This is a genomic window from Dysgonomonas sp. BGC7 (assembly GCF_001261735.1).
Lineage (GTDB): Bacteria > Bacteroidota > Bacteroidia > Bacteroidales > Dysgonomonadaceae > Dysgonomonas.
Genome location: NZ_CVRP01000009.1, coordinates 220,810 through 239,126, shown reverse-complemented (window position 1 = coordinate 239,126; position 18,317 = coordinate 220,810). Strand labels below are relative to the sequence as shown.

11 protein-coding genes are annotated in these 18,317 nt (G+C 37.7%); 7 read left to right on the top strand and 4 right to left on the bottom strand.

Features of this window, described 5'->3' with window-relative positions; all coding sequences use genetic code 11:
* Positions 1-403 precede the first annotated feature (403 nt).
* From BGC7_RS09480 to ccsA, 7 genes are all read left to right on the top strand, one after another.
* A complete protein-coding gene (locus BGC7_RS09480) occupies positions 404-1,696 on the top strand; it encodes a hypothetical protein (RefSeq protein ID WP_050701337.1) in 1,293 nt (430 codons plus the stop codon).
* Between the two features lie 32 nt (positions 1,697-1,728).
* Positions 1,729-2,904: an imelysin family protein gene (locus BGC7_RS09475; RefSeq protein ID WP_050701336.1), complete on the top strand. Its 1,176-nt coding sequence runs from the start codon at positions 1,729-1,731 to the stop codon at positions 2,902-2,904.
* A gap of 120 nt (positions 2,905-3,024) precedes the next feature.
* Complete coding sequence (locus BGC7_RS09470) at positions 3,025-4,413, top strand: di-heme oxidoredictase family protein (protein WP_050701335.1); 1,389 nt, start codon at positions 3,025-3,027, stop codon at positions 4,411-4,413.
* A 19-nt stretch (positions 4,414-4,432) separates the two neighbouring features.
* A complete protein-coding gene (locus BGC7_RS09465) occupies positions 4,433-5,665 on the top strand; it encodes a porin (RefSeq protein ID WP_050701334.1) in 1,233 nt (410 codons plus the stop codon).
* A 12-nt stretch (positions 5,666-5,677) separates the two neighbouring features.
* Positions 5,678-6,403: a hypothetical protein gene (locus BGC7_RS09460; RefSeq protein ID WP_050701333.1), complete on the top strand. Its 726-nt coding sequence runs from the start codon at positions 5,678-5,680 to the stop codon at positions 6,401-6,403.
* 195 nt (positions 6,404-6,598) lie between these two features.
* Positions 6,599-7,738, top strand: a complete 1,140-nt coding sequence (locus BGC7_RS09455; RefSeq protein ID WP_050701332.1) for a Rid family hydrolase — start codon at positions 6,599-6,601, stop codon at positions 7,736-7,738.
* A gap of 36 nt (positions 7,739-7,774) precedes the next feature.
* A complete protein-coding gene (gene ccsA / locus BGC7_RS09450; protein WP_050701331.1) occupies positions 7,775-10,141 on the top strand; it encodes a cytochrome c biogenesis protein CcsA in 2,367 nt (788 codons plus the stop codon).
* A gap of 74 nt (positions 10,142-10,215) precedes the next feature.
* Here ccsA and BGC7_RS09445 read toward each other — a convergent pair whose 3' ends face one another.
* From BGC7_RS09445 to BGC7_RS09430, 4 genes are all read right to left on the bottom strand, one after another.
* The gene (locus BGC7_RS09445) at positions 10,216-11,373 is read right to left on the bottom strand and encodes a glycoside hydrolase family 130 protein (protein WP_087880066.1); all 1,158 of its coding nucleotides are present in this window, start codon (positions 11,371-11,373) and stop codon (positions 10,216-10,218) included.
* Positions 11,374-11,498: 125 nt separating this feature from the next.
* A complete protein-coding gene (locus tag BGC7_RS09440) occupies positions 11,499-13,049 on the bottom strand; it encodes a LamG domain-containing protein (protein WP_050701436.1) in 1,551 nt (516 codons plus the stop codon).
* A gap of 34 nt (positions 13,050-13,083) precedes the next feature.
* Complete coding sequence (locus BGC7_RS09435; RefSeq protein ID WP_050701330.1) at positions 13,084-15,018, bottom strand: RagB/SusD family nutrient uptake outer membrane protein; 1,935 nt, start codon at positions 15,016-15,018, stop codon at positions 13,084-13,086.
* Between the two features lie 15 nt (positions 15,019-15,033).
* A complete protein-coding gene (locus BGC7_RS09430; RefSeq protein ID WP_050701435.1) occupies positions 15,034-18,294 on the bottom strand; it encodes a SusC/RagA family TonB-linked outer membrane protein in 3,261 nt (1,086 codons plus the stop codon).
* Positions 18,295-18,317 lie beyond the last annotated feature (23 nt).

Below are 18,317 nucleotides of genomic sequence, written 5' to 3'. Positions count from 1 at the left end.
TTTGTAATAAAATAAAGAAATATGATCATGAGATTTACTATTAACTATAGTAATGCGAAATACAGGATATTCTGCTTCTTATCATTTCTGTAAACATTATGCCTTAAATACAGAATGTAAAAAGACTGTTACCACCCAATTTTTTATTGAGTAACGAAAATTTAGACCTATGTTACTCTTTATATTTTCATAGACAGAACATAAGCTATATAAAATAATATATATCAATCAGATAAACCAATAAGACAATCAGTAAGGCCAACAAATAATACACTAACTCTCTCTAAAATCAAAATACCTAGATGTGGGTATAAGATTTAAATAAAATAGCAAATAATAGGGATTGTTCAATATTTTTAACATCTATACATTTGTCGTCGATAACTCATAGACGAAATTTATAATGAAAAAAAATCTTTTTCTTTTACTGCTCATATACCTGATTGCGAATGGAGACATAACCTCTCAAAACACGAACAATATGACAGATTCCATTTCCAAGGCTCCAACAGAGTGGAATTTTAACAAATATCGCATTGGAGGCTATGGGGAAATTTTATTTCAAAGTATGAATTATGGAGCCGATCGCTATAAAGATCCGGCAGGAGCACCAAAACAGACCCGTTCATATATTTCGATACCTCGTGCAGTATTTGCTTTCGATTACAAATTTCGTAGCGACATTATACTCAGCACCGAATTAGAAATAGAATATGGGGGCGCCGGATCTGCAATGGAACTGGAATATGAAGAAGGTGGTGAGTACGAGATGGAAGTCGAAAAGGGTGGTGAAATAGAATTGGAACAATTCCATATTACCAAACGATTCAGCGATGCATTCAATATTAGAGCCGGGCATATGATAGTACCTGTTGGTATCACAAATTCGCATCATGAGCCTATCTATTTTTTCACTACTGCACGTCCCGAAGGAGAAATGACGATTCTTCCTTGTACATGGCACGAAACAGGAATCGCTATACTAGGTTATGTATCTAGTTTCAGATATGAAGTAATGATGGTTAATGGATTAGATCCCAATGGATTTTCGTCTATCAACTGGATACAAGGAGGAAAGCAGGGAATGTTCGAAACATCGGTAATGACAAGTCCGGCGTTTGCGGGAAGAATAGAGTATGCTGGAATAAAACATTTACGCTTAGGAGCTTCAGGCTATTTTAATAATACAGCAAAGAATGCCAGTAAGCCCGAAAAAATGACAGGAATAAAAGCACCTGTAACCATCGCAACATTCGATGCTCAATATCTCACAAAAGATATGGCTATACGAGCCAATGCCGTATACGGTAATCTTGGTGCATCAAGAGCCCTGTCTGAAATAAACAAAGGAATTTCTAAAGCGACAACTTTTCCTCGAACTCCTGTAGCAAAAAATGCAGTAACATATTCCATAGAAGCTGGATACAACATTATGAAGTTCTTCAATACTAAAGAAAAACTTATGCCTTTTGCTCGCTACGAATACTATAACAGTGCAGAAAAGGTAGAATCAGGAATGGCCGAAATGCCAATAAATAAGAGAGATGTATACACATTCGGATTAAATTATTATATGATGCCGAATATGGTTCTAAAAGCAGATTATTCCATTCGAAAACTAAACAGAGGCAAATTTAACGATGAAAACACATTTGGCCTTGCATTAGTATACACAGGATGGTTTTCAAAAAAATAATATTTATTTACTAAACACTAATTAATATAATAATGAAAAAATTAAGCTATTGTTTGTTTATCGCTATTTCTACCGTCTTTGCCATAACCTTCTCCTCTTGTGACGAAAGTAGTGATAATAAAGAAGTAGAAAGTGGATATGGGTACAACTTTACCTCTTCAATAAATACTTATGTAGATGATGTTGTTCTATCTACATATAAGGATATGAAAGAAAAATGCTGGAATCTGTATGATGCTGTTGAAAAATTTAATGAGACTCCATCTCAGCCAAACCTTGTTACAGTATGTGCTGCATGGAGGGCTGCCCGCATACCTTGGGAGCAAAGTGAAGGCTTTCTTTTCGGACCGGCAGAACAATTAAGCCTCGACCCATCTCTCGACTCATGGCCATTAGATAAAGGGCAAATAGATGAGATATTAAATTCGAACATGACAATAACAAATACTACTATTGCATCCTCTAATGTACATGGATTTCATACAATAGAATATCTTATATTCTCGGGAGAAAATCAGGTAGCTGACGAAAACGGAGTAAACAGTCCGAAAGATTACTCTACTATCAACAGCCGCCAACGAATATATCTGCAAGTTGCAACCGAATACTTGAGAAACGACTGCATCAAGCTATGGGCTGCATGGAACGGTTCTGATGGAATCACAGGTCGTGATCTGGAAGTGATTGAAGAACTTGAGTTCAACCCTGATACATACCGATTTGCATCTAACTTCCGCAAAGCAGGAGAAGCTGGTAGCACATTCCCTTCACAAGACGATGCCATAGATCAGATTATTGACGGCTGTATAGATATAACCAGTGAAGTCGGATCTCAAAAAATAGGTGGTCCTAATGGATTGGCCAAGGCTGGAAAAATAGATCAGGCAATATTGGAAGTAGAATCTTGGTATAGCTGGAACTCAATAGATGACTATTCTAACAATATCGTTAGTATTCGCAACTCATACTTCGGAGGAAAAGGAAAAACATCTACCAATGCAAGTGCAAACAGTATATCAGCTTTTGTAAAAAGTAAAAACTCATCTCTCGATGCCGAAGTCACTACAGCTATAGATAAAGCTTATAATTCTATAATAAGTATGGATCGTCCTTTCCGTAACAATCTGCAAGGAGCAAAAGTAAATGCAGCAATGAACGCATGTGCCGATTTGGAAACCACACTACAAAAAATTAAGAATTTAAGATAGATACACTATTTCAACTAAAAACAAAAAATATTCATTTAACAGAGAATGATACAACTAGAGAAGTAAACAGACATGATAAATTCTTACTTTTCAAACAGATACCTGCTATTAAATGCCATAATGACAATTTTCATTATGGCATTTAGTGCGTGCGGAACAACAGATGACGATATTATATTGAAACCAAACGGAACTGTTGCCGATCCTCGAGAATTATCCGCAGGCAGATCTACTGTATTCATGACAAGTATAAGAGCCTACGACACCCCATCAGATTGGGTTACAGGCACTTTGCTCGACAGGTTCAACAATGGAGATAAGCTGTACGATGACCCTCGCACCAGCGACCAGAACGACCCTCTACAAGGAGGCTTAGGGCCTCTCTATGCCGGTTTTTCATGTGGTAGTTGTCATAAAAATGCAGGACGCACCTATCCGACATTACATTCGGAAGGAGGTTCCGGGTCTTCCGGATTTTCTTCTGCACTGGTATATATAACCAGAAAAAATGGAAAATTCTTCAGGCAATATGGACGAGTATTACACGATCAATCAATATTTGGAGTAAAGGCCGAAGGAAAATTGAAAGTACAGTACGAGGAAAAAGAATATTCATTCCCCGACGGAGAAAAATATTCGCTGGTAACTCCTCACTATTCTATTTCGGAATGGTATGCTGATAGCATAGCCCCCGAGGATCTGATTATAGATGTTCATATTCCCCTACGCCATGTTGGTATGGGACAGATAATGGCTCTCGACACCGACGAATTACGGAGACTTGCCGCACAAAGCAATTATCCCGAATATGGAATCTCAGGGCGTTTAAGCGTTATCACCGAACGTAACAAATCGTACGTCGGAGTTGGAGGAAATAAAGCACATCATGCAGACCTAACCGTAGAACTCGGTTTTTCTTCCGATTTAGGCGTAACCAACGACCGTTATCCGCTAGAGATAGCAGAAGGACAATCTCAAATGATCGGTTATAGTCATTACGGTATTCAGATATCTACCAAAGATATGGAAGACGTAGATCTCTATATGAGTACACTCGGTGTACCTGCACGGCGAAATGTAAATAATGAAACGGTGCTAAAAGGAGAAGCAAATTTCTATAAAGCAAAATGTCACTTATGCCATACCCCCACTCTGCACACACGGCAAGATGCTCCCGTACTGCTAAACGGTACGCGACTACCCTGGCTCTCTAGTCAGACAATTCATCCATATAGCGATTTTCTTTTGCATGATATGGGCAAGGGTCTTGACAACCATGCTACCATCGGTGTAGCCAGAAGCTACGAATGGAGAACGACTCCTCTTTGGGGCATTGGTTTGCAAGAAACTGTAAACGGACACACGTTTTTCTTACACGACGGACGTGCCCGAAACTTTACAGAAGCCATTATGTGGCACGATGGAGAAGGCGCAGTCTCACGTGAATTATTCAGCCGTATGTCGAAAGAGGATCGTGATGCTTTAATTGTCTTCTTAAAATCATTATAAATCAGTAGAAAATATACATATGAAATTCAGAGCAATATTAATTCCATGTTTGCTGTTTACCCTCAGCTTAGCAGCACAGGAGAAAACAGAAGAAGTCAAAAATCATGACAAATATATAGAAAGTGATGTTATCCCTCTCGCGGGAAAGAAAGGATTTAGTTTTGAGAGCAAGGCCGGTGATTTTACATTCAAGCCCTTTGTATTAGTGCAAGCATCTGCAAAGTATAACTATTACGATGATGAAGGGCTCGAACTTGCTGATCAGGACAATGTAGCCAACAGCGGATTTGAAGTAGGAAACGCATTAATTGGCTTTGCAGGAAAAGCCTTCGATAAAGTTACATTCAACATGACACTCAATGCTGCTCAATCAGGAGATGCTCTTCTCCAACAAGCATGGGTAGACCTGAATCTGAAAGATGAGCTTCGCTTCCGTGTTGGTAAATTTAAGACACCATACAATCAGGCATATCTGGTAACTTTGGGCGAAACCTTATTCCCCACCCTGCCTCTCTCTTTAACCACTCCTGTAAATATCCCTTACTCTATCAATTCCGTAAATCCAAACATAGCAACAGGATTCGACCTCGGAGTACAAGTGCACGGGCTATTGAGAAACAAATGGGAATACAGAGTCGGCATATTCAATGGAACAGGCATAAACGTAAACGGAGCAAAGAAAACAATGAGTGACGATCTGGGCATTCCTTCACTCCTATATGCCGGGCGTTTTGCGTACATGCCTAAAGGAGTAATGCCAACCCATCAGGGAAGTCCCGATGACCTCAACAACAACAAATTTATGGTAGCTGTATCTACCTCATACAATGTAGAAGCCAACTGGCAGGCAAGTAACGATCTTCGTGTAGGAGGAGAGTTCTCATATCTCTACAACCGTCTGTATTTTACTGCCGAAGCCTATTGGTTAAATATGAAATTTGTAAAGAAACAACAAATAGCTCCTGCTTACAACTTTTGGGGAGGATATATACAAGGAGGTTATTTTGTAACAGACAAAATGCAGCTTGCTGCGCGTTACGACTTTTTCGACCGCAACTCTTCTAAAACAGATGGAATACTAAATGCTCCATCTGTAGGATTCAATTATTTCATTGCAGGATATAACCTCAAGTTGCAAGCTATGTATCAGTATCTGGGCAAATGGGGACATGAAAACCAAATGGAACGAGACAACGATGACCTTGGTTTGGCTCAACACTTTGCACAAGTAATGCTCCAGTTCTCTTTCTAATAAAGAAACATTATGAAGAAAAAAACGAATATCGGATTTTGCACTATTTTTCTGATTATAGTTACTCTTCTACAATCCTGTGATAGTGGCGACATTTATCCGAAAGAAGAAGAATATGAAAAAGTATATGTAAGTGTTTCCGGTAGTTTTACATTTAAAGGAATAAATGCTTTTCCAGAAAACTACAAAGTACTCTTTGTAACATACAGAAATGAAACTGATAATGAGCCTCTCTCATACAAAGAGATTGCTAAGCCGGGAAATGATGGCATCATTAATGTTTCATTTCCAACTCTACCCGAAGGAACAAAAGGTATTGGAATATGGCTCACCGAAAAAACAAATAACAAGAAAATCATAGCCTTTTACAATAAGGATTTTGAAGAAACTCCGACAGAAGATATAATCCTGCCATCTCAGGATATTAATCTTTTAATCTATAGCCGTGTACAGAAGCAAGTTTTCAATCAGTGTATTGCCTGCCATGGAGGAGGAGCGTCAGCTGCATCGGGAATGTATCTTACCGAAGGAAAAAGCTATGATAACATTGTAAATGTAGCATCTTCTCACAATGCCGCAAAAATGAGAATATCACCATACAGTACTCTGAACAGTTACCTGATGGATGTTCTTCATGGACAGGAACTGATTGCTGTACACTCAGGACTCTCTTCTTTGAAAGATGAAGATATAACTCTTGTCGAAGAATGGGTACGAGAAGGAGCTAAAAAAGAGTAAGAACCAAGTGAATGACAAAACACAGAAAGATATCGTACCCGCTGAACTTTATCTATATAAAGGCAATTAGAATATTTGATAATTAGCGAATAAAGTCAGAGAATAAGTGAAAAATAGGATGAAAAGCTGTACAAGTTTGTCAGGTTTTAGTTAAAATTTTCTTTTGAAAAGAAATTAAATATAATAAAAAAGACTGTGGAATATAAAGTAATAAATTGGGATAACTTGGCGGTAAAAGTTACAATAGCTACATTTTTGTCCCAAGCCGGTATTACCGAATATCATGCGATGATAGAGGTAAATAACAATAACCTAAGTGCAGAAAAGCAATTTAATAATATTGAAGAATCTATCAACAAGTTACAAGAAAGTTTAGGAAACGCCTCTCTTGTAATAAAACGTTATTTTGTCAGCGATGCCGTTAATCAGGCTGATTTCTTAAAAAAAGCACCACTAGATTCGGCTACATCAATCGTGCAACAACCTCCTCTCAACGGATCTAAAGTTTCGGTATGGACGTATTGGGTTAGTGACAGTAAAGTTAAAACAGACAGTTTAGGCAACTGCATTCTTGAGAGACCTGCTTACAAACATTTATACAGTACACAATTACAAAAGCCTATGCTGAATGAATATGCCGAAACCGACTATATATTCGAGACATATACCGAAACGTTGAAGAAATATAATTGTAAGCTGAAAGATAACTGCATACGTACTTGGATATATGTACAAGGAGTAGATATACATTATAGAAAAATGGTAGAGGCAAGATCTGCATACTTTGAACGTGAAGATTTAACCTCTGACACTCACTATATTGCCAGCACAGGAATAGAGGGAAAACATCTCGACCCCAACTCTTTGGTTCTTATGGATGCTTATGCCATTGAAGGAATAGAGAAAGAACAGATAAAATATCTACAAGGACTTACTCATCTAAATCCCACTTATGAGTATGGGGTTACCTTCGAACGAGCAACAGCAGTCGACTATGGAGACCGCCGACACATATACGTTTCGGGTACTGCCAGTATAGACAACAAGGGTGCGATTGTATATCCTACAAAAATTGAAAAGCAGATAGAACGTACACTCGAAAACATAGAAGTCCTTTTAGCTGAAGGGAATGCTCAAATGAATGATATTGCCCAAATGATAGTCTATCTGCGCGATACTGCTGACTATGAATTTGTATCTTCTTATATGAATAAACATTATTCTTCTACACCCAAAGTTATCGTATGGGCTCCGGTATGCCGTCCGGGATGGTTGATCGAGATAGAATGTATTGCCATAAAAGAAATAGGAGACAACGGATTCGAGTGTTTCTAAACTAGAATTAATTTTATTAAATAAGAAAATCGGACTATGTCTCTTGCCAAACTTCCTTTCATATCAACTATTACGATAATAATAATTCTCGCCATTGCTACTTTTATAGAAAAAGCAAATGGAAGCGATTATGTTTATTCTCAGATATATGGATCTTGGTGGTTTGCGGCACTGTGGGGCTTACTGGTTGCAGTAAGCCTTCTTGGTATTATAAAAGGAAAACTGTACAAAAATCGCCCCTTGCTATTACTGCATATTTCATTCATTGTAATATTGGCAGGAGCGCTATGCACTAAACTAACGGCTAAACAAGGATATATAATCTTAAACAAAGGCATAGAAAATACACTTATAAAAACAGATAATGACTCTATACTGTTAGATTTCAGTGTAAAACTAGATACTTTCTACATATCTTACTATCCCGGTACAAGCTCTCCTGCCGACTATATTTCTCAAATTTCAATAAAAGACAATGATACACAAGGGTCCGTTGCAGGTATAGTCTCCATGAATAATATATTTAGTCACGATGGCTATCGTTTCTATCAGACCTCTTTCGAAGACGACCTGCAAACCAGCATACTCAGTGTCAATAAAGACATATGGGGCATCAGTCTCACTTACTCGGGATATACCTTGTTTGCAGTGGCTATGCTATGGCTTCTTTTTTCGCGAGATAATGCCTTTAGAAAGTTATTATCCAATCCATTATTAAAGAAAATCGGGATAATCTTTTTATTCATCGCACCTTTGTCTTCAAGCGCACAAACCATTACTCCTGATAGCCTTACGGTAGAAAGAGAACAAGCCGACAGATTTAGTGAACTCTGGATGCTATACGACGGACGTATAACCCCTGTTGCCACATTTGCTCATGATTTCACCTTAAAACTAACAGGAAAATCAAGATTTGGCTATCTCAACTCTAATCAGTTCTTAATGGCTTTCCTCTTCTTTCCTCAAAAATGGGAACAGGTAGCCTTGTTCGAAGTGCATAGTCCCGAATTAAAGAAATTATTGAATGCAGAAACAGAGAAAGCCGCCTTACAAGATTTCTTCGACAAAGAACATAACTATAAGCTAGCCGACTATTTGAATAACGATATTATTACAGGGGCAAAAAAGACAGAGGTACAGAAAGAGGTAGAAAAGCTCAACGAGAAAATTCAACTTATAAATATGTTACACAGTGGAGGTTTACTTCAATTGTATCCTCAGCTTGTGAAAAACAGACTGGAATGGTTCTATCCTACTCAAAATTTACGAACACCCGAAGAGCAGGCCGGTATCCAAATCATCCGCAATTCGCTATTTGACTACTACAAGGCAATATCGGCTAACGACAATAATGCAGCCAATAATGTTATAAAGGAAATATCAACTTTTCAACAAAAAAATGGAGGAGAATTTCTACCATCGCAAATGCACAAAGATGCTGAGATATTCTATCTGAAAGTAGATTTCACATCTATCCTTTTTATGCTAAATCTGACTTTGGGCTGTCTTTCATTACTGACCGTATTCATATTGCCTGAGTCTAAGTTGAAGGTATTGCACAAAATATTTTATTTCTCTCTTCTTTTCAGCTTTTTAGTACATACGTTCTCTCTCGGATTACGTACATATATTGGAGGCAGACTTCCTTTCAGTAATGGATTCGAGACGATGATGCTAGTTGCATGGTGTGCTATGGGAATAGCTTTGATATTTTCTTCAAAGATAAAAATTGTTGTAACATTCGGCTTTCTCATATCCGGCTGCTGTCTGTTGGTAGCTCATCTAGGAATGATGAATCCTAAAATAACGCCTTTAGTCCCAGTCCTTTCATCTCCCTTACTGAGCATACATGTTTCTATTATTATGCTGGCATATACTCTTCTGGCATTTGTAGCCCTAAATAGTCTAATCTCAATTATATCAGTATTGATTGTAAGGAAGAAGGATACATCTAAGCTATTTCAACAGTTGGAACGTAATAAAATTTACAGTGAGATCTGCCTTTATCCATCATTATTCTTTTTGGGCGGCGGAATATTTATAGGAGCTGTGTGGGCTAATATATCGTGGGGCAGGTATTGGGGATGGGATCCAAAAGAAGTTTGGGCATTAATTACATTCCTTCTCTATAGTCTTATTTTACATCAAAAGAATATAAAATGTCTCTCTCATCCTTTATCATTCCATATTTTTGGTCTTCTAGCATTTTTATCGGTATTGATGACATACTTTGGAGTCAATTATTTTCTTGGAGGTATGCACAGCTATGCAGGAAGCATAGAGTTTGACAAAGTATGGATATGGACTATAATTGTATTTATTATTATATTCACTCTCATTATAAGCTCTTATCTCAGATATAAGTCATTGGAAAAAGAACTATATAAACAGGGGCATCATTAAAATAAAGCTGTCATATAATATGGAAGTATACTAATTCTATTTTCCATATTATATGACAGACATTTAGTTTTTTATTATTCTATCGGATCTCCAGGTTTCTTTTTAGAAGGATCGTAAACAGCCACACCAACCATAGAGTCGGCACAACCATAATATAAATACCACTTCTTCTTATAAAATGCTAACCCTTCAATAAAAACAGTACCATCCACATACTGTCCACTTTTTTCGAAATCATCCATAGGTCTAAAGAATGGCACGTCGAGCCTTCCGATTACTTTATATGGATTATTCAGATCAAACAGAACCTGCCCTGCACTATATGTTCCGGCATTGAAACGTTCATCTCTTCTATCATCTGTTCGATTCTTACCATTATACAATAATAAGATACCTTTATCTGTAATTATGGCAGGAGGTCCACACTCAGTTAAGGCACTATCGAAATATTTGTAACGAGGGTAAATCAATCCTTTCAATTCATTTTTCTCATTTAATTGAGGCTCCCAGTTAATCAGATCTTCTGAAGTCGCAGCATTAATCATTCTTTCGCCCCAATACATAAGATATTTGCCATTAACCTTTGCTATAACTTGCTTTCCATCAACCAGCTTTGTTACAATAGAGGCTGATTTACTTTCCAAATTCTCAAACCGTCCATCATATGCTTTTCCAAAAGCTAAGCCATGTTTCTCCCATGTTATTAGGTCACGGGATGTAGCTACACATAAACGAGGAACACTCCTATTCCAACCTGTATAAAACATTACATATAAACCTTCTTCAGTAACCGCAACACGGGGATCCTCACAACCTCCACGCCACTCAAGGTCTTTTGCATTATCTTCGGCCGGATATAACACAGGCTTGTCTCTCAACTTCATTGTTATACCATCGGAACTCTCAGCAAGACCTATACGAGAAGTGCGTTTTCCAACTCCGGTAGCAGAGTTATCCTCTGCTCTATATAATACAAAGATCTTCCCATCCTTTACTACAGCAGCAGGATTGAATGTATCACTTTCTTCCCATCCCACAGAACCCTTCTGCATAGGACAGTAAAACTTAGTCGCTGTATTTGGCTTAATTACCGGATTTACTCCCTCGGGACGAACGAATCCGCCAAAAGCCCAATCAGGCAAACGATTTACTTCCGACGTTTTTTTCTGTCCAAAGACCATTCCTGAACAGAATAATAAAACACTAATTACAATTAATCTAACGTACTTCATCAATTTTTTATCTTTTATAGTTACTATTAATACCAATGACTATTTATGCAACTTTTTCAGAAAAGAAAGAGAAGGTCGTATTTCTTTTTAGGCCCTCTCTTTCTATATATCATTTTTATACAATCTTATTCTAAAATAGGGTCAACAGTCCACGTCGTTATTTTATTAGCCGCTATAGCTTCAAAATCGTTATTCGTTAAAGACACAAATTTCTGTACATCCGCTCCCGGATTGCTAAAAGCCCAATAAGCAGTTAAACCTAAAGTAGAAGGGTCAACAAATATACCATTATATTTAGAAATATCAGATCCACTTAAAGCTTTAGTCCAAATACGAGCATAGCTTATTGCACCATTAAGTCTTCGTTTACCATCCGATTGAGCAATAAAGAAATTGGAAGTAAGATCTATCTCTTTAAGATCTGCCGGAGTACCTGCCGATAATTGTAGAGTTTCTTCTACACCGTTTACATATAATTTAAGGCGGTCAGTTCCTGTTTTAGAACCATCAAGAACCACAGCTACATTATACCATATTCCTGTTTCTATCTTTGTAGAGCCCTCAAATCGAACGCTTCCCTTCTTATCTGCTGCAAGTTGCAGGAATCTATCGCCGGTATCTCCTTTATGCACATCTACACGCATCAGGAATATTTGTTCAATACCCATAATAGTATTAATACGTGCATTACCATTATCATCTCCATTATGCTGATCTATCCTGAAACGAGCTTCATAAGTAATATTATTAACACTCTTCAATGACGGATCGGCAACTCCCTTCAAATAGAATGGAACGCTAAAATAATTAGATGAACCCATATTAGCAACCTGTTTTACCTTAGATACATTTACTGTGAAACTATATTGCTGCCCTTCTCCATCTTCAAGCAATACAGGAGTTGAACCTTCTGCTTTACCAACAATATACACAAGACTATCTTTCACGCTTACCGCTACTTTAGCATCATCTTCAGGCGTAGCCACATAGTTCAGATTACCTTTCAAGACTTTCACGACAAGCTTATTGTTAACTCCGACTACAGCTTCTTTGCCAACAAGATCGGTCTCGATACCAACAGGGGTGATTTCAATATTTACAACAGCCTCTTTACCCAATCGGTCTGTGAAAGTAACTGTTGTAGAGCCTATACTTACTCCTTTAAGAGTATAGTAAGGGCGATAAGGGTCTGTATTATCAAGACTTATAATAGAAGGGTCTGCAATAGAAATAGAGAGTTCGTCATTACTTGAAAAATTTCCGGAACTAACAATTAATGATATGCTATTTCCTCGCTCCATAGAAATATCTTTATGATTTACTTCTAAGTCAAAAACTCCTACTGCAACAGTGATATCACCAACGACTCCTTCTTTGTCCTGAATCTGAACTGTGGTTGCACCCAGTTTATTAAGGCTTTTTATAGTGATTACATCTCCTGAAATAGATGCTGTAGCAATAGACGAGTCAAAGCTTTTCACAGAATATCCTCCATTTCCGAATACAATTTTTACAGTCGCTTCCTCATTAGCTCCAATACGCACTACAGGTTTATCCACTACAATTTCATACAAATCTACAGAAGTAGAGTTATCATCATCATTATCGCAACTGGAATAAGATAGCAATATCAACAACGAAAGAAGAGTAGCTATATATTTAAAATAATTATTCATATTATTCATGTTGTTTTTCTTAATATAAGACTTATTACCATCCTGGATTTTGTATAAGAGATGGCGTACGCTGCAATTCGCTCTGCATTATAGGAAACAGATAGTGTTGGCTTTGGAATACTCTTTCTTCGACACAGAAACGTTCCATTGCATAATTCTCCCCACTTATTACGATCTTTCCATTTGCTTTCTTTACAGGACGCATACCGTTTATCATCCTTTGACATTTAGGTAAAGATCCATAATTAGAAGCCCAATAGTTCTTGGTTCGGGTAGAATTATCTGTACCCGATGCTTTCCACTGGCTTTCTTTTGAAAGTTCGTCTCTGCTATTAGGCTCCAAATATAGACGACAGCTCCAAGGACGTTTATTTTCATAGAAGAATTCAACTCTACGTTCACGTTGGATGTATTGAAACATAAGAGCTTTGTCCGTTTTAACCTCAGGTGGCATCGGTTTCATAAACGATCTCTCCCTCACAGAATTTACTAAGTTGTAAGCTTCGGCTATTTTATCCGCTTCACCCAATTCGTTCACGGCTTCAGCATAAATATAAATAAACTCAGGGAGCCTCCATATTGCAGGAGCATTAACACTAAAACTACTATTATTATTCCATGATTCCTTTTGCAATTTGCGTAGATAATACCCCGTAGTTGTAGCATTAGACGCCCCAATAGCATCAGAACCACTTGCAGTATTCATTGTTTTTGCATTATTACTATTATCTCGATATGGGGCTCCATGATAGATTATATCACGATAGAAACGTGGGTCACGAGTTCCTCTTTCGTACGGATTAGCATCGTCGTATCCTGCTTTACGGGCTTCGGAAGAATAAATAGGATAACCATAATTACCTACAATATATTCGTACTCATCAACTTGTTCCTGAACAGGTTGTTGACGAGAGCTACCGCCTCTGCTAGGAGGATAAACATCTCCTTGCCAAGCCTGATCTTTGTCTTTAGTGATGAAGAAAACACACTCTCCTGCAAATGCATCCATATCAAAAAACATATCCCACAGTCTTTTATATACACGACTGTCATTCAGATTTCCTCCATTAGGATCATCAAAATCAGCACTCGTATATTTAGTATATAGAGCATAACGTTTGTAGCCGCCTACCTCATAGTCGAGAACAGCCTTAGCTGCGTCACGAGCTGCTTCCCAACGTTTTTTATCATATCCATATTCGCTTTCGAAGACACGGGTCTGAGGATAACCTGCTGTCTTTGCCCCATTCCAAAGAGGTGTTGCTGCCATCCAGCGGGCAATAGAAATAAGGCCAAGACACGCTCCCTTATCAATGCGGCCAAAGTTAGGAGAGGTTTTTACATATTTAGCGGGAACTCTTCTGTATGCTTCTTCTGCATCTGCAACCATTTTCTCGACCATAGCATGAACAGACTCCTTTTTAAAATTCATAGACTCGTTTGCTTCTATTTTCCAGTTAATGTATGGAGCTTCTCCATACATACGAAATAATAGTAAATGGAAATAAGCACGCATAAAATACACTTCTCCTATACGAAAGCTTAATTCTCCGTCCTGAAGCGGATTATCAGGCGTATTGTATTTTACAACATTTTCAATAATCAAATTTGTTTTACGAATACCCTCATACAGATTCCACCAATATTGTCCCGAACTTCCGGGAAGTGAATTGGGATTCCATGCTCCATTATTAAAGTTATTTGTAATATTTCCCTCAACATTTGTACCTTCGCATTCATCTGTGATTGCAGAGGAACTAAAATGTTCGAAAAATACTAATGGTCTATTGGCTTTTTTAGCAGCAGCATATACATCAGTAACCATTTCATTTACTTTTTCGTAACGAGAAAAAGCTTCTTTTTCAGTTATCTGATCATTGTCATCCCTATCCAGATAATCATTACAAGATGAGGAAATCAACATCGCAACAGATAATCCGATTGTATATAATAAATTTCTTTTTTTCATTTTCTTCTTACTTTTTTAGAATGTTATATCTATACCAAAGTTGAATACTTTCTGGATAGGATACCAAGAGGCTCCATCTCCCGATTTTGTTTCCGGATCTATATCTACATCATCCAATCCATCCCATGTAATCAGATTAAGAGCTTGAGCATATATACGCACCTGCTGCAAACTATATTTCTTAAGTATTTTTTGAGGAATATTATACCCAACCTCTATATTTTTCAGACGAAGATATTTGGCATCATATAAGAATAAGCTACTCTGCCCATTTTTATTATTATCGTGCGTACCATAGTGTAATGCAGGATACTTAGCCGTAGATGCAGTTTCCGGAGTCCAACGATCTAAGTGCATTCTTTTTACTTTTCCTATCTTATCCTGATCGAACTGAGGAAAATCATAAACCGCAGGTCCATTCAACAAAATCGAAGTTCGTGCAGCACCTTGGAATAACACACTAAAATCGAAGTTTTTGTATTGAATACCTAATGGAATACCAAACATTAATTCAGGGCTACGAGGATTACCTAATGCTGTACGATCTTCATCTGTTACAACACCATCCCTATCGAGATCCTTATACACAGCATCCCCCGGTATAAGTTTTCCCCAAGGCTGATAGTTTATAGCATTTAGTCTGTCTGCCTCTGCCTGATCGGCAACGAAATGATCAAACACATATACATAGTTTTCATACAGTCTACGACCAGTCTCTCTACGCCATTCATTCTTACGGGCAACCTCTGCTTTATATTCCAGTTTGTTGCGGGCAAAAGTTAGATTTGGCTTAATATAATATCTTATATCTTTCCCTATTTTATCATTCCAGCTTATTTCTAAATCAATTCCACGATTGCTTACTTCTCCAATATTAGCTAACGGTGCATTTTTTCCAACAACAGTAGGAAAGCCCATTATACCATCTCCGCTCATATCTGTTATTATATCGTAACGATACTCATGGAAAAAATCGACAGTTAGATTGAGACGTTGATTGAAAGTTCCTATATCTAAACCTAGATTGAATTTCCTAGATTTTTCCCATGTTAAATTAGCATTTGCCAAATTACCTTCGGCCGTTCCACCTAGTCCTGTTCCAAAATCTTCACCAAAACTATAACCGCTACCTCCTCCATAAAAAGACAGATATGGGAATCGAGAACTCACATTATCGCTACCAACCAACCCAAATGATGTTCTAATCTTGAGCATATCAAGCCATGATGAAGCGTTTTCCATAAAAGACTCTCGACTTATAACCCATCCTAACGAACCGGCAGGAAAGAATCCATAACGTTTGCCCGGTGCAAAATTCTCAGAGCCGTTATATCCGAAATTAAATTCAGCCAAGTATTTCTTATCATAATAATATGCCAAACGACCTGTTATACCCTGATAACGATATGCTAATTCATTATTAACAGAACGATTGGAACGGTTGGCCAATAACATACCTGTAAATTCATGTACATCTTTGAATGTATTATTATAGTCTAGTCGAGCCTGAATATAAGTTCTGCTATCAGAAGCATTGTGGGTAAGTCCATTACCTATAGTCTGGTCGATACTATATTTATTACCTGTCTTGTAAGAACCACTGTAATATCCGGGATTCATATATACATCACTACCTTCCATCGGCATGAATGTTGCATATTGAGGATACTCTCGATAACCATCCTTGTACGTATCTAACTTTCTATTTAACCAACGTCCCTCTGACGCATCATAAGAAAAATTGAAATCGGCTTTTAATCCTTTCAATAAAAATGCCATATCCAATGTCATGGAGAAGCTTCCGTTCAGGTAGGTATTTTTTTCATTAAGATAACCAGTTCTGCTCAGTTCTCCCAACATATTGAAACGATATAAATTATCTCCATACAGCATTCCATAAGGATTTTGAGAAATATACTCCTCGTTCAGTGGATGATTATTCTCTTCCACCAATATTGGTAAATGAGGAGGTTGTGTTGCAGCTATTGTCATCAGACGACCGGCTGTTGTTCCCGGAGCATTACGATCTGTAATACGGGCACCAAGGTCTAGTCTGGCTGTTAAGAACTTTGTAATATCAATATCAATATTCGAACGAAAGTTATAACGTTTAAATTTCGCTTGAGTATCAAAGTCAGTCACATCTGTATATTTGTAATTACCTCCCTGCGAAAAGTAATTAGCAAGTACATAATAGCGGGCTCTGTCAGATCCTCCACGGATAGAAAGACTTACATCTTCCTGTACCCCTGTTTGGAATGCAAAATCGTAATAGTCCCAATTGTAACCTAAGCCATCAGAGTTATCCCCTTTAGCTCTTCTGAATTTATCTATAGCATCCTGAGAAAAAAGCTTAACATCATCAAGGCTACTTCCTGTCATTTTCGCATCGTTTGCACGGGCTTCGTTATACAACATTGCATAATCTGCCGATCCTAAATATTCCGGAAATTTTACAGGATTATTGAATCCTAAGGATGCTTTGAAATTAACACTTGCTTTTTCTGCTGCTTTTCCTCTCTTTGTGGTTATCACTATTACCCCATTTGCCCCACGAATACCATAAGCTGCTGTTGCCGACGCATCTTTTAGTATAGTAAATGTTTCTATTTCCTCTGGAGCCAGATAGCTCATATCCCGTTCGATACCATCAACTATTACAATTGCACCTTGATCTCCATAGGTTGATTTACCGCGAATAAATAGTTCACTTCTATCGACACCCGGTTCTCCTCCCGAATACTGATTTGCAATCAAGCCGGGCAAACGTCCTGCCAAAGCATTATTGATATTAGCAGTAGGACTCTGCTTCAGGTCTTTGGTAGTAATAGTAGCAATAGAACCAATCATCGTTTCTTTACGCTGCTTTGTATATCCTACTACTACAACTTCTTGCAAAGCCTTTGAGTCTTCATCCATAAGCACAGCAAGCTCCTTTTTTCCTGCCGGAGTAACTTCCACCGGCTGGAATCCTATATAAGAGAAGACCAAAGATGCCTCAGCATACGGCATATTGATAGAGAATTTCCCGTCAATATCAGTCATTGTGGCTACCTGGGTTCCTTTTACAACAACTGTCACACCAATAAGAGGATCATTGTTACTTTTATCTAAAACGACTCCCTTCACAGTTGTTTTACTTTGTTGCACCTCCTTTACATCTTTAATATTATCAGATGCATTGGCTATCAAAGGGCTACCAACCGCCAATAGAGAAGATATAGCAATAAAACAGATCTGAGACGAAGCAAAGATTTGTTTTTTTATTTTTTTCATTATCTGCATATTATTTATGTTGA